Source organism: Rhizobium sp. Root482 (assembly GCF_001426565.1).
Classification (GTDB): Bacteria; Pseudomonadota; Alphaproteobacteria; order Rhizobiales; family Rhizobiaceae; genus Pararhizobium.
In genome coordinates this window covers 160098-178236 of the sequence record NZ_LMFA01000024.1, presented here as the reverse complement: position 1 = coordinate 178236, position 18139 = coordinate 160098, and the positions used below count along the sequence as shown (strand labels likewise).

Annotated in this window: 19 protein-coding genes; 9 read left to right on the top strand and 10 right to left on the bottom strand. The window is 63.0% G+C overall.

Annotated elements, in window-relative coordinates:
* Window positions 1–10: 10 nt before the first annotated feature.
* From ASD31_RS21075 to ASD31_RS21055, 5 genes are all read left to right on the top strand, one after another.
* Entirely contained in the window at window positions 11–391 is a 381-nt protein-coding gene (locus tag ASD31_RS21075; RefSeq protein WP_056338746.1) for a methylglyoxal synthase, read from the top strand.
* A 38-nt stretch (window positions 392–429) separates the two neighbouring features.
* On the top strand, window positions 430–1455 hold the full coding sequence (locus ASD31_RS21070; protein WP_056338743.1) for a glucokinase: 1026 nt from the start codon (window positions 430–432) through the stop codon (window positions 1453–1455).
* Window positions 1456–1551: 96 nt separating this feature from the next.
* Complete coding sequence (locus tag ASD31_RS21065) at window positions 1552–3354, top strand: ABC transporter ATP-binding protein (protein ID WP_056338740.1); 1803 nt, start codon at window positions 1552–1554, stop codon at window positions 3352–3354.
* Between the two features lie 20 nt (window positions 3355–3374).
* Window positions 3375–4193 carry a 4-hydroxy-tetrahydrodipicolinate reductase gene (gene dapB, locus ASD31_RS21060; RefSeq protein ID WP_056338737.1) on the top strand — a complete coding sequence of 273 codons (819 nt, stop codon included), beginning with the start codon at window positions 3375–3377 and terminating at the stop codon, window positions 4191–4193.
* Window positions 4194–4220: 27 nt separating this feature from the next.
* Window positions 4221–4856: a 2,3-bisphosphoglycerate-dependent phosphoglycerate mutase gene (locus ASD31_RS21055; protein WP_056338735.1), complete on the top strand. Its 636-nt coding sequence runs from the start codon at window positions 4221–4223 to the stop codon at window positions 4854–4856.
* Window positions 4857–5084: 228 nt separating this feature from the next.
* Here the strand turns inward: ASD31_RS21055 and ASD31_RS21050 are convergent, their stop codons facing one another.
* Both ASD31_RS21050 and ASD31_RS21045 read right to left on the bottom strand, forming a co-directional pair.
* Window positions 5085–5957: a methylated-DNA--[protein]-cysteine S-methyltransferase gene (locus ASD31_RS21050; protein ID WP_056338732.1), complete on the bottom strand. Its 873-nt coding sequence runs from the start codon at window positions 5955–5957 to the stop codon at window positions 5085–5087.
* A 79-nt stretch (window positions 5958–6036) separates the two neighbouring features.
* Complete coding sequence (locus ASD31_RS21045; RefSeq protein ID WP_056338729.1) at window positions 6037–6534, bottom strand: DUF2244 domain-containing protein; 498 nt, start codon at window positions 6532–6534, stop codon at window positions 6037–6039.
* Between the two features lie 22 nt (window positions 6535–6556).
* Between ASD31_RS21045 and nth the strand changes: the two genes are divergently transcribed.
* Window positions 6557–7312 carry an endonuclease III gene (gene nth / locus ASD31_RS21040; protein ID WP_056339131.1) on the top strand — a complete coding sequence of 252 codons (756 nt, stop codon included), beginning with the start codon at window positions 6557–6559 and terminating at the stop codon, window positions 7310–7312.
* On the opposite strand, the gene ASD31_RS21035 is transcribed toward nth, so the two are convergent.
* Entirely contained in the window at window positions 7305–7886 is a 582-nt protein-coding gene (locus ASD31_RS21035; RefSeq protein WP_056338726.1) for a TetR/AcrR family transcriptional regulator, read from the bottom strand. The genes nth and ASD31_RS21035 overlap by 8 nt on opposite strands.
* An 83-nt stretch (window positions 7887–7969) precedes the next feature.
* Between ASD31_RS21035 and ASD31_RS21030 the strand changes: the two genes are divergently transcribed.
* Together ASD31_RS21030 and ASD31_RS21025 are read left to right on the top strand one after the other, a co-directional pair.
* Window positions 7970–8395 (top strand): VOC family protein, encoded by a 426-nt coding sequence (locus tag ASD31_RS21030; protein ID WP_056338722.1) that lies wholly within the window; start codon window positions 7970–7972, stop codon window positions 8393–8395.
* Window positions 8396–8505: 110 nt separating this feature from the next.
* The gene (locus ASD31_RS21025; protein ID WP_056338719.1) at window positions 8506–9498 is read left to right on the top strand and encodes an adenosine kinase; all 993 of its coding nucleotides are present in this window, start codon (window positions 8506–8508) and stop codon (window positions 9496–9498) included.
* Window positions 9499–9501: 3 nt separating this feature from the next.
* Here ASD31_RS21025 and ASD31_RS21020 read toward each other — a convergent pair whose 3' ends face one another.
* Window positions 9502–10041, bottom strand: a complete 540-nt coding sequence (locus tag ASD31_RS21020) for an SH3 domain-containing protein (protein WP_056338717.1) — start codon at window positions 10039–10041, stop codon at window positions 9502–9504.
* Between the two features lie 189 nt (window positions 10042–10230).
* On the opposite strand from ASD31_RS21020, the gene ASD31_RS21015 reads away from it, so the two are divergent.
* Window positions 10231–11235, top strand: a complete 1005-nt coding sequence (locus tag ASD31_RS21015; RefSeq protein ID WP_056338715.1) for a 2-hydroxyacid dehydrogenase — start codon at window positions 10231–10233, stop codon at window positions 11233–11235.
* Window positions 11236–11252: 17 nt separating this feature from the next.
* Here the strand turns inward: ASD31_RS21015 and ASD31_RS21010 are convergent, their stop codons facing one another.
* The 6 genes from ASD31_RS21010 to dnaK all read right to left on the bottom strand — a co-directional run bounded on the left by ASD31_RS21010 (window position 11253) and on the right by dnaK (window position 17914).
* A complete protein-coding gene (locus ASD31_RS21010) occupies window positions 11253–11723 on the bottom strand; it encodes a GNAT family N-acetyltransferase (protein WP_056338712.1) in 471 nt (156 codons plus the stop codon).
* Window positions 11701–12486, bottom strand: a complete 786-nt coding sequence (gene moeB / locus ASD31_RS21005; RefSeq protein WP_056338709.1) for a molybdopterin-synthase adenylyltransferase MoeB — start codon at window positions 12484–12486, stop codon at window positions 11701–11703. The genes ASD31_RS21010 and moeB overlap by 23 nt, the downstream gene beginning before the upstream one ends.
* 9 nt (window positions 12487–12495) lie before the next feature.
* Entirely contained in the window at window positions 12496–13617 is a 1122-nt protein-coding gene (gene recF, locus ASD31_RS21000; RefSeq protein ID WP_056338706.1) for a DNA replication/repair protein RecF, read from the bottom strand.
* Between the two features lie 108 nt (window positions 13618–13725).
* Window positions 13726–14451 carry a glutathione S-transferase gene (locus ASD31_RS20995; RefSeq protein WP_056339128.1) on the bottom strand — a complete coding sequence of 242 codons (726 nt, stop codon included), beginning with the start codon at window positions 14449–14451 and terminating at the stop codon, window positions 13726–13728.
* Between the two features lie 114 nt (window positions 14452–14565).
* Window positions 14566–15696: a molecular chaperone DnaJ gene (gene dnaJ / locus ASD31_RS20990; RefSeq protein ID WP_056338703.1), complete on the bottom strand. Its 1131-nt coding sequence runs from the start codon at window positions 15694–15696 to the stop codon at window positions 14566–14568.
* A 295-nt stretch (window positions 15697–15991) separates the two neighbouring features.
* On the bottom strand, window positions 15992–17914 hold the full coding sequence (gene dnaK / locus ASD31_RS20985; RefSeq protein ID WP_056338700.1) for a molecular chaperone DnaK: 1923 nt from the start codon (window positions 17912–17914) through the stop codon (window positions 15992–15994).
* Between the last annotated feature and the right edge of the window lie 225 nt (window positions 17915–18139).

Genomic DNA, 18139 nt, shown 5'->3' with positions numbered 1-18139 from the left:
AGGGAAGCGGATGATCCGTCGAAAATGCGTCGCGCTGATCGCGCATGACCAGAAGAAGGATGATCTGGCCGCATTTGCGAAGGCGAACGAGGCCGAGCTTTCCGGCTGGAAGATCGTCGCGACAGGGACGACCGGCGGCCGGGTCCAGGAGGCCTGCCCCAGCCTGGAAGTGCTCCGGCTGAAGAGCGGGCCGCTCGGCGGCGACCAGCAGATCGGCGCGATGATCGCCACCGGCGACGTGCATATGCTGATCTTCTTCACCGACCCCTTGACCGCCATGCCGCATGACGTCGATGTCAAGGCGCTGATGCGGCTTGCAACCGTCTACGACATTCCGATGGCGCTCAACCGTGCGACCGCGGAACGGCTGATCGATTTTCACCACCCCTGACGGCTTCCCCGCCCGCACGTGCTCAACGGAACGTTCCCATGCTCACTTCCGCAGATACAGAAACCAGCCTCGCCTTCCCGATCCTGATCGGCGATATCGGCGGCACCAATGCCCGCTTCGCGCTGCTGATCGACGCCTTTGCCGAGCCGAAGCTGTTTCCGATCATCCCGACGACCAGCTATGCCAGCATCGAGGAGGCGCTGCAGACGAGCATTCTCGACAAAACCTCGGTGCAGCCGCGCTCGGCGATCATTGCCGTGGCGGGCCCGGTCAATGACGACGATATTCCGCTGACCAATGCCGGCTGGGTGATCCGGCCGAAGGACATGATCGAGGCATTGTCGCTGGAAGACGTGATCATCATCAATGATTTCGAGGCGCAGGCGCTTGCCATCGCCTCCATCGGCGAGGAGGGCCGTGAGCAGATCGGCCCCGGAACCGTCCTGGAATCCGCCTCCTGCGCCGTGCTCGGCCCCGGAACCGGCCTTGGCGTTGCCGGCCTGCTTCACGCCCGGCACACCTGGTTTCCCATTCCGGGCGAGGGCGGCCATGTGGATGTCGGGCCGCGCAGCGCGCGGGATTACAAGATCTGGCCTTTCCTGGAGCCGCTGGAAGGACGCATTTCGGCGGAGCAGCTGCTCTGCGGGCGCGGCATCATGAATATCTACCGGGCCGTCTGCGAATCCCTGTCATTCGAGCCGACGCTCGCCGATCCGGCGGCAGTGACGACCGGTGCGCTTTCCGGCGCGGACGAGAAAGCCGTCGAGACGATTTCGTTGTTTTCCACCTATCTCGGCAGGGTCGCCGGCGACATGGCGATGATCTTCATGGCGCGCGGCGGCGTCTTTCTCGCCGGTGGCATTTCGCAAAAAATCCTGCCGGCGCTGAAACAGCCGGAATTTCGCCAGGCCTTCGAGGACAAGGCTCCGCATTCGGAGTTGCTTCGGACCATCCCGACCTTCGTGGTGACCCATCCGACGGCTGCCCTTTCCGGGCTTGCCGCCTATGCCCGCACCCCCTTGCGCTTCGGCGTCTCGACCGAGGGACGGCGCTGGCGCGCCTGAGGCCCCGGACAGGCCGGACTCGCCAAACCCGGATCAAGGGATTATAGAGCCCGGCAAGGAAGGCGCCGCCTTGCGCCGGGCTCTAAGGAAACCAGCTTGAAACAAGCCAAGACGAAGCTGCCTGCCGTCGATCGCGAGACGATCACCAAGGTTCTCAGGCGGGTCATTACCGAAAACGGGCGCGCCCATGTGCGAGGCTATGCTTTCGCGATCGCCTGTCTTGTCGTCGTCGCCCTGACGACCGCCTTTACCGCCTGGATCATGGAATCGGTGGTCAACGAGGCCTTTGCCAACAAGCGCGCCGATATCGTCATCTATATCTGCGGTGCGATTTTTCTCGCCTTCGTACTGCGCGGTTTCGCGACCTATGGCCAGGCGGTTGCCCTTTCCAAGATCGGCAACAATATCGTCGCCAGCTATCAGCGTCGGCTTTATGCCCATCTGATGGCGCTGAGCGTCGGCTATTTCAGCGATGCGCGCTCCGCCCGCATCTCCGCCCAGATCAGCCAGAACGTCTCGGGCATCCGCGATGTGCTGAACATGACGGTCACCTCGCTGGCGCGCGACCTCCTGACACTGGTAGCGCTGATCGGCGTGATGATCAGCAAGGACTGGCTGCTGACGCTGATCGTCTTCGTCATCGCGCCGCCACTCCTGATCGGCCTGCGCTATGTTTCGCGGCGCCTGCGGCTGGCGACACGCGAGGCGGTTGAAATCAACAGCCATGTGCTGGGCGCCATGCAGGAGACCATCCAGGGCATCACCATCGTCAAGGCCTTTACGATGGAAAAGCAGCTGAAAACCAAGGTCGAGGCCATTATCGACCGCGCCGAGAACCGCGCAAACCGCATCGCCCGGCTGAGCGAACGCACCTCGCCGATGACGGAAACCTTTGCCGGCTTCGCCATCGCCAGCGTGCTTGCCTATGCGGCGTTCCGCTCGATCTATCATGATGTGCAGCCGGGCGCCTTCTTCGCCTTCGTCGCAGCACTTCTGATGGCCTATGACCCGGCACGGCGGCTGGCCAAGCTGCAAGTCTCGCTGGAGCGGGCCGTCGTCAATGCGCGGATGATCTACGAAATCCTCGACACCGTGCCACACCAGCACGACCAGCCCGATGCCGGCGCTCTCAACCTTCGCCAGGCGGCGATCGAGTTCCGCGACGTGCGGTTCAGCTATGGCGAGGGCGACGAGATCCTCAAGGGTGTCAGCTTCATCGCCGAAGGCGGCAGGACGACGGCGCTCGTCGGCCCGTCCGGCGCCGGCAAGTCGACCGTCATCAGCCTTGTCCCGCGCTTCTACGATCCGGCACAGGGCCAGATCCTCATCGACGGGCAGGACATTGCCCATGTGACCAAGCAATCGCTCCGTAACGGGCTCGCCTATGTCTCGCAGCAGCCCTATCTTTTCGAGGGCTCGATCCGGGACAATATCCGCTACGGACGGCCGGAGGCGACGAATGCCGAGGTCGAGGAAGCGGCACGGCTTGCGTATGCGCACGATTTCATCCTCGCCCAGCCGCAAGGATATGACACGCCGGTGGGCGAAAACGGCGTGACGCTCTCGGGCGGCCAGCGGCAGCGGCTGTCGATCGCCCGCGCACTGGTGCGCCAGGCGCCGATCCTCCTGCTCGATGAGGCGACCTCGGCGCTCGATACCGAATCGGAAGCGGCGGTGCAGAAGGCGCTCGATCATGCCATGAGCGGCCGCACCGTGGTGGTCATCGCCCATCGCCTGTCGACTGTCGTCAATGCCGACAAGATCATCGTCATGAAGGACGGGCTGGTTGTGGAAGAAGGCACCCATGAGGCGCTTGCACAGCGCACCGACGGCCTTTACGCTCGCCTGCACAATCTCCAGGGCAATGCGGCACAGCAGGCGGCCGATACCGAAATCTGAAAGACGGAACAGGGCGCGGCATGAGCGGGACGAATATGAAACTCGTAGTGGTGGGCGCTGCCGGCCGCATGGGCCAGACGCTGATCCGGGTGATCAGCGCCATGCCCGGCGCCGTGCTCTTTGCCGCGGTCGAAAGACCGGGCTCGGCCTTCATCGGCCGTGATGCCGGCGAAATTGCCGGTCTCGGCCCGATCGGCGTCACCATCACCGACAAGCCGCTCGAAGCCTTCGTCGATGCCGAGGGCGTGCTCGACTTTACCTCGCCTGCGGCTTCCGTCGAGTTTTCCGGCCTGGCCGCGCAGGCCCGTATCGTCCATGTGATCGGCACCACCGGCTCCTCGGCGCAGGACGAAGCGAAATTCAAGGCGGCGGCGCGCCATGCCCGGATCGTCAAATCCGGCAATATGAGCCTCGGGGTCAATCTTCTCGGCGCGCTTACCGAGCAGGCGGCACGGGCGCTCGACCCGGCAGGCTGGGATATCGAGATCCTGGAAATGCACCATAAGCACAAGGTCGATGCGCCTTCGGGCACGGCATTGCTTCTCGGCGAAGCGGCGGCCCGTGGCCGCGACATCGATCTTGCGGCCCATTCGGTTCGGGTCCGCGACGGTCATACCGGCGCGCGCGCGGCCGGTGCGATCGGCTTTGCCACCCTGCGCGGCGGTTCGGTGATTGGCGAACATTCCGTCATTCTCGCGGGCGAAGGCGAGCAAGTGACCCTGTCTCATTCGGCGACCGACCGGTCGATCTTTGCCCGCGGCGCCGTCACGGCTGCCCTTTGGGCGCGCGATCGCAAACCCGGCTTCTATTCGATGTCCGACGTGCTCGGACTGTCCTGACCCCTAAAATACCGGAGGAATACCATCATGAGCGGCACTCTCGTCCTTGTGCGCCACGGCCAGAGCGACTGGAACCTGAAGAACCTGTTTACCGGCTGGCGCGATCCCGACCTTACGGAACTCGGCATCCAGGAAGCCAATGCCGGCGGCAAGGCACTTGCCGATTACGGCATCAGCTTCGACATCGCCTTCACCTCCGTGCTCATCCGCGCCCAGAAGACACTCGACATCATCCTCGACAATATCGGCCAGACGGGGCTCGAGACGATCCGGAACGAAGCGCTGAACGAGCGCGACTATGGCGATCTCTCCGGTCTCAACAAGGACGATGCCCGCGCCAAATGGGGCGAGGAACAGGTGCATATCTGGCGCCGTTCCTACGACGTACCGCCGCCGGGCGGCGAGAGCCTGAAGGACACCGGCGCCCGCGTCTGGCCCTATTACATGACCGAGATCCTGCCGCGGGTGCTTTCCGGCCAGAACGTGCTGGTCGCCGCCCATGGCAATTCTCTGCGCTCGCTTCTGATGGTGCTCGACCGGCTCGACCGCGAACAGATCCTGTCCGTGAACCTCGCGACCGGCGTGCCCATGGTCTACAAGCTGAAGGCGGATTCCACCGTCGCGTCCAAGGAAGTGCTCGGAGACATGTCCGGCGCGCATTGAGCGTTCCTCGTTCGCCGTCATCCCGGACTTGTTCCGGGATACAGCGACCCAACGTCCGTCGGGTCAAAAGACTTTTTGCAGATTGATTCAGTTTCTCACCGCGCGGACGCGCGGTGGCTGGACCCCTGTGACAAGCACAGGGATGACGGAGCGTGAGATGCTCCGGAGACCATGGCAACTGCCGCAGACCACAGACTTGCCGCCCGCCGGTGAGCCAGTCCTCCCGAATCAGACCTTGCCCGCTTCCCAGCCGAGCATGGCCCGCTTGCGAGTGAGCCCCCAATGGTAGCCGGTGAGCGCGCCGCTCTTGCCGAGCGCCCGGTGGCAGGGCACGACGAAGGAGATCGGGTTGCGGCCGACAGCGGCGCCGACGGCACGCGATGCGGTGGGCTGGCCGATATCGCAGGCGAGGTTGGAATAGGTGACCGCCTTGCCCATGGGAACCTTCAAAAGCGCCTCCCAGACGCGAATCTGGAAATCGGAGCCGATCAGCACCACCCGCAAGGGCTCTTCCGCGCGCCATTTCTGCGCATCGAAGATGCGGGCGGCATAACCGGCCGTCGCGGCGCTGTCCTCGACATAATGGGCATTCGGCCAGCGCCGCGCCATATCCTCGAAACTGACCGCTTCATCGCCGGCATCATTGAAGGCAAGGCCGGCAAGGCCCCTGTCGGTGATCATGACCAGCGCCACCCCGAAGGGGCTCGGATGGAAGCCGTAGCGGATGGTCAGGCCGCCGCCGCGCAATTTCCATTCGCCGGGCGACATCGCCTCATGGGTGACGAAGAGATCGTGCAGGCGGCCGGGGCCGGACAGGCCAAGCTCGAAACTGGTCTCGAGCAGCGGCAATTCCTCCTGCCGCAGCAGGCGCTTGGCATGGTCGAGCGTGACCGCCTGGAGGAAGGCCTTGGGCGACAGGCCCGCCCAGCGCGTGAACGTCTTGTGCAATTGCGTTGGCGACTGGCCAAGCGCACCGGCGATATGGTCGAGTGAGGGCTGGTCGCGATAATTCTCGGTCAGCAGCTCGACGACGCGGCTGACCGTTTCATAGTCACTGCCCTTGGGCGTGATGTCGGCGGCAATCGATGTGGTGATGTTCATCATCTATCTCCTTGCCACAAGAGATAATCGCCGGGAGCCGGCGCCGCCACCCGATTCTTGAGGCTATCGGATATTGGGGCTATCGACGTCTGACGCTCGCAAGGGCGCCCGAAAAGGCGGCAGCAAAGCTTTCCCGGTCGTCGCGATTGAGAAAGGAGCCGATATCCGTCGTGCGCTGCCGCTCGGTGATCTGCATCGAGACGATGCCGATCTCCTCGTGGCGGAAGATGTTGAACCGCGCCCAGAACGGATTGAAGCGCTGCTCGGTCATATGCCCGGCGGGTGTGAACTTGCGGACGGAAACATCGGTCCGCGAGACGCTGATCTCCTCGCGGGCGCGGGCACTGCGGTAGTTCAGCCAGAAGGCGCCGAACAGCAAGAGGAAATCGAGCCCGAAGAAGAAAGCCACCGGCCAGGCGCCGAGCACGAGAAAGACGAAGATATGGACGAGGCTCATCAACCCGCCGATGAAAAGCAGGATCTTGAAACCCCTGATGCCGAGCGAACGGTGCGGCGTCAGCTCGGCCAGGAAAACCGGCCGGTCCATTCCCGGCATCTGGTCGTTGCCATCGTTCATGACCAGCGATTATAGATGCCTGATGAAGAACGTGAAACCGAAATCGGTGCCAAAGCCACCAAAAGCGACAGCCCGCCGCACCGCCGCCCGGACGAAAACCGCCTATGACCCGGCGGAAATCGAGGAAATCTTCCGCCGCTTCTCCGTGCAGCGTCCGGAGCCGAAAGGCGAGCTGGAGCATGTCAATCCGTTCACGCTGGTGGTTGCCGTGGCGCTATCGGCGCAGGCCACCGATGTCGGCGTCAACAGGGCGACACGGGCGCTTTTCGCCATTGCCGACACGCCGGAGAAAATGGTGGCGCTGGGCGAGGAACGGGTTCGCGACTATATCAAGACGATCGGGCTCTACCGCAACAAGGCAAAGAACGTGATTGCGCTCAGCGAGAAGCTGATTGCCGATTTCGGCGGTGAAGTCCCCCGCACGCGCGAAGAACTGGTGACCCTGCCCGGCGTCGGCCGCAAGACCGCCAATGTGGTTCTCTCCATGGCGTTCGGGCAGGCGACCATGGCCGTCGACACGCATATTTTCCGCATCGGCAACCGAATTGGCCTGGCGCCGGGGAAAACGCCGGACGAGGTGGAGGCGCTGTTGATGCGGATCATTCCGGATCACTACCTCTACCATGCGCATCACTGGCTGATCCTGCACGGGCGCTATTGCTGCAAGGCGCGGCGGCCGGAATGCGAGCATTGCGTCATTGCCGATCTCTGCAAGGCGGCAGTCAAGACCAATGAAATCCCCGCCCCGCTGGTCGAACTTCCAGCGCAGATCATCTGACGGCGATGCCGTCGATCAGGGCGTAGATCGCCTTTTCATACGCCTCACGGCTGCCGCCGGCCTCGATGGAAAGTGCCGCGCGGTCGAAGGCGGCGGACAAAAGATCGGCGAGGATATCGAGCCGGTCCGGCGTCTTTTCATGAGTGGCGAAAAGATCAGCCAGGCCCTCCATCAGGCTGCTTCCGGCATGGGCGGCATCGATTTGGCGGATGGCCTCGACACCCAGAACGGCCGGGCCATCGAGCAACAGAAGCCGGGTTCTTCCACGCTCGGCCATCGCATCGAAATAGGCGCCTGTTCCGAGAATCAGCGCGTCGCGCGCCGTGCCGCCTCCCGCCTCGGAGGCAATCTCGATCTCGTCCGCGACCATGCCGGCCTCACGCTCGATTACCGCGCGGAACAAAGCCTTCTTGTCCTCGAAATGATGGTAGAGGGCGCCCCTCGTCACGCCGGCCGCCGCGACGATTTCGGGCGTTGTCGTTTCGGCATAGCCCTTCTCGATGAAAAGCTCCCGTGCCGCCTCGACCAGCGCAATGCGCATGCTGTCGGACCGTTCCTTGTTGCTGCGTCGCATTTTCTGCCTTTACATACAAACTGTATGTATGTTAATTGAAGAAACATGCAGACTGTATGTTATTATCCGAGGTGAGGAAAGCCATGAAAATTACCAGCTATTATCCTGTCATCATGACGAACGACGTGAAGGCCACGACGGACTTCTATCTCCGGCATTTCGATTTCGAAGCGCTGTTTTCCGCGGACTGGTATGTGCATCTGCAATCGAAGCAGAATGAACATGTCACCCTTGCCGTGCTCGACGGCCGGCACGAAACCATTCCGGAATCCGGCCGGGGAAGCGCCGGCGGCCTTCTCCTCAATTTCGAGGTCGAGGACCCGGATGCGCTTTATGCCAGGTTCCAGGCGGCCGGCCTGCCGATCCTGAAAGCGATCTGCGACGAGGATTTCGGGCAAAGGCATTTCATCACCGCCGATCCGAACGGCGTCCTGATCGATATCATCAAACCTATCCCGCCGAGTGCGGAGTTTGCCGCACTGTATGAAGCTTCGGCCTTGCCGGGCTGAAAAACCCGCAAAAAGCCGGAAGTCCCGGCCATACTGCTCTTTTCCCTTTCAAACTGCGGGAATTTCGCTATTACCGGATACCGGCTGACACATAATCCAGGCGGTTCCGCATGACCAAATTCGACGTGCTCGCGATCGGCAATGCCATCGTGGACATCATTGCGCGCTGCGACGACGCGTTCCTCGTTCACAACGGCATCATCAAGAGTGCGATGAACCTGATCGACGCGGAGAGGGCGGAACTGCTCTATTCGCGCATGGGCCCGGCCCTTGAAGCCTCCGGTGGCAGTGCCGGCAATACGGCGGCGGGCGTGGCCAGCCTCGGTGGCAAGGCCGCCTATTTCGGCAAGGTCGCCAATGACCAGCTCGGCGAGATTTTTGCCCATGACATCCGCGCCCAGGGCGTACATTTCGAGACGAAGCCGCTGGACACGGTTCCACCCACCGCCCGCTCGATGATCTTCGTCACCGAGGATGGTGAACGCTCGATGAACACCTATCTCGGCGCCTGTGTCGAGCTCGGATCGGACGACGTCGAGCCTTCCGTGGTCGCCGCGGCGAAGGTGACCTATTTCGAAGGCTACCTCTGGGACCCGCCGCGCGCCAAGGATGCGATCCGTGAATGCGCCCGCATCGCCCATGAGAACGGCCGCGAAGTGGCGATGACGCTTTCCGACAGTTTCTGCGTACACCGCTATCGCGGCGAATTCCTCGACCTGATGCGCTCTGGCACCGTCGATATCGTCTTTGCCAACCGCGCCGAGGCGCTCGCCCTCTATGAGACGGAAGACTTCGAGCACGCATTGTCGATGATCGCCCGCGACTGCAAGCTTGCGGCGGTGACGATGAGCGAGGACGGATCGATCGTGCTGAAGGGCTCCGAGCGAATCAAGGTCGATGCGACGAGGGTCAGCCGTGTCGTCGATACAACAGGCGCCGGCGACCTCTATGCCGCCGGGTTCCTGCACGGTTACACGACAGGCAGGACGCTTGCGGATTGCGGCAGGCTCGGCAGTCTCGCCGCCGGCATCGTCATCGAGCAGGTCGGGCCGCGCCCGCTCATCTCGCTGGCGACGGCGGCAAAGGATGCCGGGCTTTCCTGAGCGCTATTTGAAGGCTTCGCCGGGATAGGCACCCCAGATCTCGCCCTGCGAGATCCAGCCCTCGGTTCCCTGGGCTTCGGCGCGGCACCATTCGCCGTTGCATTCGCCGACATGGATGACCACGCCGGGCTCTATCCGCGCGACGATGGCGCCGGCCGCCTGCGCTTCGCGGCGCATATTGACGAAGACGCCCTCGCCCTTGCCGCGCATCCACGGGGCGGCGACCGCCGTGCGGTCTCCCGACAGGAGCGCCTGGTTGACCCAGCCGACCGTGCCGTCGGCATCCCGGATGCGCCGCCAGTTGTCATATTCCTGGATAATCTCCACCGGGACACCGGATTTCAGGTAACGCCAGGCAACCGCATAATCGATACTCGGCCCGATCCGCAGATTGACGCTCTTGGATTTGAGGCTGACGAAGCGCGGCAGCGGCAGGCCGCTTGCCCCCTTGACCGCCTGGGCATGGAGCGGAAGCGCGCTCGTCACCGCCAGCGACAGGCCGGCGGCAGCGATCACGAAAAGCCTGGAAAGGAATGGACGCATGACGAAATCCGTTTTCCGATGAGATCTAGAAACGTGCGGCCAAGTCCCGACCGGGTCCGCCAAGCAGGCAAATCGTCGGTAAACCCAGAGTTTGGTTGTCTTCCACACCGGGTCTGGTAGAAAATGGACCACAGGCAGACGATCCATCAACTTGGTTAAAAACCCGTCAACAGAGCCAGGCAAGCAGCGATGACAAACAAGAAAAAGCCCAAGGTGTATATCACCCGCAAATTGCCCGACATCGTCGAAACGCGCATGCGCGAGCTGTTCGACGCCGAGCTGAACATCGACGATACGCCGCGCAGCCAGCCCGAACTCGTGGCGGCGATGAAGCGCGCGGACGTGCTGGTTCCCACCCTCACCGACCGGATCGACGCGGCGCTGATCGAGCAGGCCGGGCCGCAGCTCAAGCTGATCGCCAGTTTTTCCAACGGCACCGACCATATCGACATCGATGCCGCCGCCAAGCGCGGCATCACGGTCACCAATACGCCGAATGTGCTGACCGAAGACACCGCCGACATGACGATGGCACTGATTCTTGCCGTGCCGAGGCGCCTTGCGGAAGGCGCCACCATCCTGACCGACCGCAGGGGAGAATGGGCCGGCTGGTCGCCGACCTGGATGCTCGGGCGCAGGATTTCGGGAAAGCGCATCGGCATCGTCGGCATGGGCCGCATCGGGACCGCGGTTGCCAGACGGGCCAAGGCCTTCGGCCTGTCGATCCACTATCACAATCGCAAGTGGGTCAGTTCGGAGACCGAGGAAAAGCTGGAGGCGACCTATTGGGACAGCCTCGACCAGATGCTTGCCCGCGTCGATATCGTCTCGGTCAACTGCCCTTCGACGCCGGCGACCTATCATCTCCTGTCGGCCAGGCGTTTGGCGCTGATGCAGCCGACGAGCTACATCGTCAACACGGCGCGCGGCGGCATCGTCGACGAGGCGGCGCTGATCAAATGCCTGCGCGAGGGCAAGATCGCCGGAGCCGGGCTCGACGTGTTCGAGAACGAGCCGGCGGTCAACCCGAAGCTCGTGAAGCTCGCCAGCGAGGGCAAGGTCGTGCTTCTGCCGCATATGAGTTCGGCGACACTTGAGGGCCGGATCGACATGGGCGAAAAGGTGGTGATCAATATCCGCACCTATTTCGACGGTCACCGACCGCCCGACCGCGTGCTACCCAACCGGGCGTGACGGTTCACGGCGACGGATCAAAGTTCCTTGCGCATTTCGACATAGGTCGGACGCGCAAAGCCGGGATGGGTGCCGTCGCGGCTCCTCTCAAATCCCCAGCGTGCAAAGGCGCGGTGATTCTCCTCAAGCTCGATCCGTGTTTCGAGGCGCAGCCAGGAAAAGCCGCGCAGTGCCGCTTCCTCTTCCGCCACCCGCAGCAATGCCCGGCCGATGCCTTTCCCCTGCGCCTCCGGGGTTACGGCGAGCTTGCCGATGTAGAGACCGTCCGGCGGCTCCGGCTTGCAGAAGATGCATCCAAGCAGGCGGTCGCCTTCAGCGAGCGCCACTGCCCTTTCCGCCATCGCCTTCTGCCGGAGCGATTGCGGCGTCAACGAGAGGGCCGAGGATGGAGGGTCAATGCGCCCATGCATGGAGGCGAAGGCGGACAGGATGAGCGCCAGTAGCCCGTCCCAATCCTCGAATGTCTCATCGAGCGGCACCCGCCTCATCTTCCGTTTCCTTCCGCCTGTATCTGATGGTCTCGAATCGCGCCGACAGCGCGTCATACATCAACAGGCGTCCGACCAGCGGCTCGCCGGCGCCGGTGATGACCTTGATGACTTCCATAGCCTGCAACGTTCCAAGCACGCCCGTCAGCGCGCCGACAATGCCAGCCTCGGCGCAGGACGGCACCACGCCCGGCGGCGGCGCCGCTGGAAAGAGATCGCGGTAGCGCGGGTTTCGCCGGCCATCGGCGGCGGTTTCCCATGGCCGCAGCACGGTCAGCGATCCGTCGAAACGCCCGACGGCGGCCGTCACCAGCGTGATGCGCAGCCGCTCGGCCGTATCGGCCGCGAGATAGCGGGTTTCGAAATTGTCCGAGCCATCGACGACAATGGCATAACCGGAAAAGATCGTCTCGGCATTGGCACTGTCCAGCCGCTCGACGTGGCGGATCACCTCCACATGCGGGTTCAGCCGGGAAAGCGTATCCGTGGCGCTGTCGGCTTTCAGCCTTCCGATATCGGGCGTGCCATGGATGACCTGCCGCTGCAGGTTGGAGAGCGACACGATGTCGTCGTCGACGATGCCCAGCCGGCCGACGCCTGCCGCGGCCAGATAGTGGAGCACCGGCGCCCCGAGGCCGCCGGCGCCGATGACGAGCACGCTTGCCGCCTTCAAAGCCTGCTGGCCGGTGCCGCCGATCTCCGGCAGCAGTATATGGCGGGCGTAGCGTTCGATTTCTTCAGGCTGGAGGGGCTGTGTGCTCATGGCCGGATGTCACCTCGAAATGGTGCCGTTAGCAACCGTGAGATAGAGCGCGCGGTCGCCGAGGGCGGAAAACATCGACTGGTCGGTGCCAGTCATGAACGCCTGACCGCCGAGATTGTCGACAAGATCGAACAGCGCGGCACGACGCCCTTCGTCGAGATGGGCGGCGATCTCGTCGAGAAGCAGGATCGGTGCATGGCCGGTCATGTTGCCGACCAGGCGCGCATGGGCAAGCACGAGGCCGACCAAAAGCGCCTTCTGCTCGCCGGTCGAACAGCGCGCGGCCTCCATGTTCTTCGCCCGGTGGCGAATCAGCAGGTCACTGCGATGCGGGCCATCGAGCGTGCGGCCGGCGCCGGCATCGCGATGGCGTCCGTTTTTCATCATCTCCAGATATTGCTCTTCCAGGTCGAAGGCCGGGCGATGCCATTCGCCATCGAGAAATCCGGCCAAGGCCAGATCGGCGGCCGGAAAGACCCCGCCTTCGTGGTTCTGGTCCACAAGTCCGGCCAGAAGGCCGAGCATTTCCTGCCGAGCCAGCGCCATGGATATGCCGAGTTCAGCCATCTGGCGCTCGAGGCCCGTCAGCCATACCGGGTCCGCCCGTCCTTCGGACAGCAGCCGGTTGCGGCTGCGCATGGCGCGCTCGAAATCGGCGGCGCGGCGGCCGTGCTCGGGATCGAGCGACAGCACCAGCCGGTCGAGGAAGCGACGACGGTCGCCCGAGCCGCCGGTGAACAGCCCATCCATGGCCGGCGTCAGCCAGAGCACGCGCAGATGGTCCTGCAATTCGTCAATCGTCCTTGCTGTCGTGCCGTTGAGGCGCAGGCGGCGTGATTGGCCTTCCTCGACGCCTGCCGTACCGGTGCCGATCTCGACGGAGCCTTCCATCCCCTCCAGTTCCGCAAAAACCGAAAACCCGGCCTCGCCCACCCGCGCGACATCGCCATAGGCGGCCCGGCGCAGGCCGCGCCCGGGGGAAAGGAAGGAGACCGCCTCCATGAGATTGGTCTTGCCGGCGCCATTCTCCCCGGTCAGCACCACATGGCGTGCGTCGAGGTCGAGCGACAGGGCCGCATAATTGCGGAAGTCGCCGAGTTTCAGGCGAGTGAGGGAAACCTTGTGCGGCATGGGGATTCCGGTTGCGTGTCCGCCGAGAGCTAAGCCGCCTAAGCCGCTATGGCAAGGCTGAACATGGCACTCCTGCCAGAAGGCGCGCACTAGCTTGCGCCAAACGCATCACGCCGGCGGACGGTCGAGCTCCGGATAATGACGGAAAATGCCGTTCTCGTTGAAGGCCAGCCTGCGCTCCGAAGAGAGATAGGCCTTGATGCGCGGCAGGGCGCGGACCTGGGCGGCAAGCGCCACCAATTGCGGATAATCCGGCTCGGCCGCCTTCATCGCCTTGGGGAAGGCGTAGCGCAGCCCCTCGACAACCTGGAACAGCGACAGATCGACATAGGTCAGCATCCCGCCGACGGCGTGGATATTGCCTTGCGCACTGGCCGAGCATTGCCGCTCGAAATAACCGAGGAATTTCGGCAGGCGTTCGCCAAGGAAGCTTTCGGACCGGCGCAAGGCTTCCGCCTTCTGGTCCTCGTAATAGAGGGCGGTGCCGACCGGATGGTGACAATCATGTATCTCTGTGAGGAAATCGGTAATGGTCAGTTGCAGGCCGTTCGTCTCCAACCGGCCAGCTTCGTCCTTCGGCGCGAGATCGAGCCTGCCGCCGAGATAAAGGAGAATATTGGCCACATGCGATACCAGCAGTTCGCCATGCTTCAGGAAGGGCGGCGCGAAGGGCGGCGTTTCCGTCGGCGAGCTTTTCATCATCGCCATCATGCGCTCCGTGCCGCCATCGGCTCGCGCCATGTCGGTATAATCGGCTCCGGCCTGTTCCAGTGCCAGGCGAACAAATTCGCCGCGCCCCGGAATGCCGTCCCAATAATAGAGTTCGAAGGTCATGGATGCGCCTTTCGCAGGAGGTGAGGCATGCTGTCCGGCGCCCGGACGCACGAAAAAGGCCGGAGACATTGCTGCCTCCGGCCGGGATATATGGCAGCTCCACCGGCTTGCCAGTCACTCGATGTCGAAGAAATCCTTCATGCGGGAAAAGAAGCCTGCCGATTCCGGATTGTTCTCCTTGGAGGAGAGTTCCTCGAATTCCTTCAGAAGTTCGCGCTGGCGCTTGGTCAGCTTCTGCGGCGTCTCGATGCCGATCTGGATATAGAGGTCGCCGACCTGGCTGGAGCGCAGCACCGGCATGCCCTTGCCCTTGAGGCGGAACTGCTTGCCGGCCTGGGTGCCTTCTGGCACGGAAACGCGCGACTTGGTGCCGTCGAGCGTCGCCACGTCGAACTTGCCGCCGAGCGCCGCCGTCGTCATCGAGATCGGTACGCTGCAATAGAGATCGGCCCCGTCGCGCTGATAGAATTCATGCGGCTTGACCGACAGGAAGATATAAAGATCGCCCGAAGGTCCGCCGCGCAGGCCGGCCTCGCCTTCGCCGGACAGGCGGATGCGCGTGCCGTCCTCGATACCGGCGGGGATATTGACCGAGAGCGAACGCTCCTCGGTCGTGCGGCCCTGGCCATGGCACTTGACGCAAGGATCGGTGATGATCTGGCCACGACCATGACAGGTCGGACAGGTGCGTTCCACCGAGAAGAAGCCCTGTGCGGCGCGCACGCGGCCGGAGCCCTGGCAGGTGGCGCAGGTGGTGGGCTTGGTACCGGGCTTGGCGCCGGTGCCGGTGCAGACGTCGCAGGTGATCGAGGTGGGCACGCGGATCTGCGCCGTCTTGCCGGCATAGGCCTCTTCCAGCGAGATTTCCATATTGTAGCGCAGGTCGGCGCCGCGCTCGCGGCCGCCGGAGGAGCGGCGCTGGCGACCACCGCCCATCATCTCGCCGAAGATGTCCTCGAAAATATCGGAGAAGCCGCCGGCCCCGGCGCCCATGCCGGCACCACCGGCCCCCATGCCGCCCTGTTCGAAGGCGGCGTGGCCATAACGGTCATAGGCGGCCCGCTTCTGCGGATCCTTGAGGATCTCATAGGCCAGGCTGATTTCCTTGAAGGTCTTTTCCGCCTCGGCGTCGCCGGGGTTCTTGTCCGGGTGATACTTCATCGCCAGTTTGCGGAAGGCGCTCTTCAGCTCCTTCTCGTCCGCTGTTTTCGCAACGCCGAGCGTTTCATAAAGATCACGTTTCATTCTTGCAGATTGTCCTGTTGAATAGGCGCGCAAAAGCCGGCTGCCCGGCGTCGCCAAATTTCCTTGCACAGGATTTAGTAAACCTTGGCGCGCGATACCATAGGTAAACCACGATGCCCGCCGGTTTTTGTCGGAAAAGCCCGGATTTCCGGCCATTTCGCCGTCGATCCGGATGCCCGGGCGGCCCTTGCTTCAGTTGCAACCGGCCTTTGCGTCTTGCGCCGGCGGACAGAGGACATGGAAAAGCCCGGGATTTTTCAATCCCGGGCTTCCCGAAGTTCCAAGCGAAGACGGATTACGCGGTTTTCTTGCGATCGTCCTCGTCGTTGACCTCTTCGTAGTCGGCATCGACGATATCGCCATCACGGGCGGCATCTGCCTGCGCGTCGGCATTGGCCGCATCCGACTGCTGGGCCTCATACATGGCCTGGCCAAGCTTCATCGAGGCTTCCAGAAGCGTCTGGGTCTTCGCCTTGATGTCTTCGGCATCCGGCTCGGAGGCCTCGACCGAGGTCTTCAGCGCAGCGATCGCATCCGAGATCGCGGTGCGCTCGGCTTCGGTTACCTTGTCGCCGAATTCCTTCAGTGACTTCTCCGAGGAGTGGATCAGGCTTTCGGCCTGGTTCCGCGCCTCGACGCCTTCGCGACGCGTCTTGTCGGCTTCGGCATTGGCCTCGGCGTCCTTGACCATCTTTTCGATATCGGCATCGGAGAGGCCACCGGAGGCCTGGATGCGGATCTGGTGCTCCTTGCCGGTGCCCTTGTCCTTGGCCGAGACCTGCACGATGCCGTTGGCATCGATATCGAAGGTCACTTCGATCTGCGGAATGCCACGCGGTGCCGGCGGAATGCCGACCAGGTCGAACTGGCCGAGCAGCTTGTTGTCGGCAGCCATTTCGCGCTCACCCTGCGAGACGCGGATGGTCACGGCATTCTGGCTGTCTTCTGCCGTCGAGAAGGTCTGGCTCTTCTTCGTCGGGATCGTCGTGTTGCGCTCGATCAGGCGGGTGAAGACGCCACCCAGCGTTTCGATGCCGAGCGACAGCGGCGTCACGTCGAGAAGCAGCACATCCTTGACATCGCCCTGCAGAACGCCGGCCTGGATGGCGGCGCCCATGGCGACCACTTCATCCGGGTTGACGCCCTTGTGCGGCTCCTTGCCGAACAGCTGCTTGACGACTTCCTGCACCTTGGGCATGCGGCTCATGCCGCCGACCAGGACGACTTCGTCGATCTCGGCCGCGGTGACGCCGGCATCCTTGAGGGCTGCCTTGCACGGGGCAACAGTGCGCTGGACGAGATCATCGACCAGGCTTTCGAACTTGGCGCGCGACAGCTTCATCGTCAGGTGCTTCGGACCAGTCGCGTCCGCCGTGATGAACGGCAGGTTGATCTCGGTCTGCTGCGAGGACGACAGCTCGATCTTGGCCTTTTCAGCGGCTTCCTTGAGGCGCTGCAGGGCAAGCTTGTCGTTCTTCAGGTCGATGCCCTGGTCCTTCTTGAACTCGGCCGCAAGATATTCGACGAGACGCATGTCGAAGTCTTCGCCGCCGAGGAAGGTGTCTCCATTGGTGGACTTCACTTCGAAGACGCCGTCGCCGATTTCGAGAACGGAAATATCGAAGGTGCCGCCGCCCAGGTCGTAGACGGCGATGGTCTTGCCGTCCCTCTTATCGAGGCCATAGGCAAGGGCAGCAGCCGTCGGCTCGTTGATGATGCGCAGGACTTCCAGGCCGGCGATCTTGCCGGCATCCTTGGTTGCCTGGCGCTGGGCATCGTTGAAATAGGCCGGAACGGTGATGACCGCCTGGGTGACCTTTTCACCGAGATAGGATTCGGCGGTTTCCTTCATCTTCTGAAGGATCATCGCGGAGACCTGCGAGGGGGAATAGCCCTTGCCCTGCGCTTCGACCCATGCATCGCCATTGTCGCCCTTGACGATCTTGTAGGGAACGAGGTCCTTGTCCTTCTCGACGAGCTTGTCGTCATAGCGGCGGCCGATGAGGCGCTTCACGGCAAACAGGGTGTTTTCCGGATTGGTGACCGCCTGGCGCTTAGCCGGCTGGCCGGTCAGCCGCTCGCCGTCGTCGTTGAAGGCGACGATCGAAGGGGTCGTGCGCGCGCCTTCCGCATTTTCAATGACCTTCGCATCCTTGCCGTCCATGACGGAGACGCAGGAGTTGGTCGTTCCCAGGTCGATACCGATTACTTTAGCCATGTTCGTTCTCTCCTTGCAGCGGACTGTCTGAACCCGGTCAGGCATTCATGCGACAGCCCCTAACGGGATGGTCTGTGGAATGATCGCAGCCTTGGCCGCGGTGATGGGGCGTATATAAGGAGCAGCGTTTCGGACTGCAAGGCATGTTGAAAGGCGAAAACACGCAAAAAGCAGGGGCGCGCCGGGCAAGGGGGAAAAACACCCATCGGCGGACGAAAACGGCCA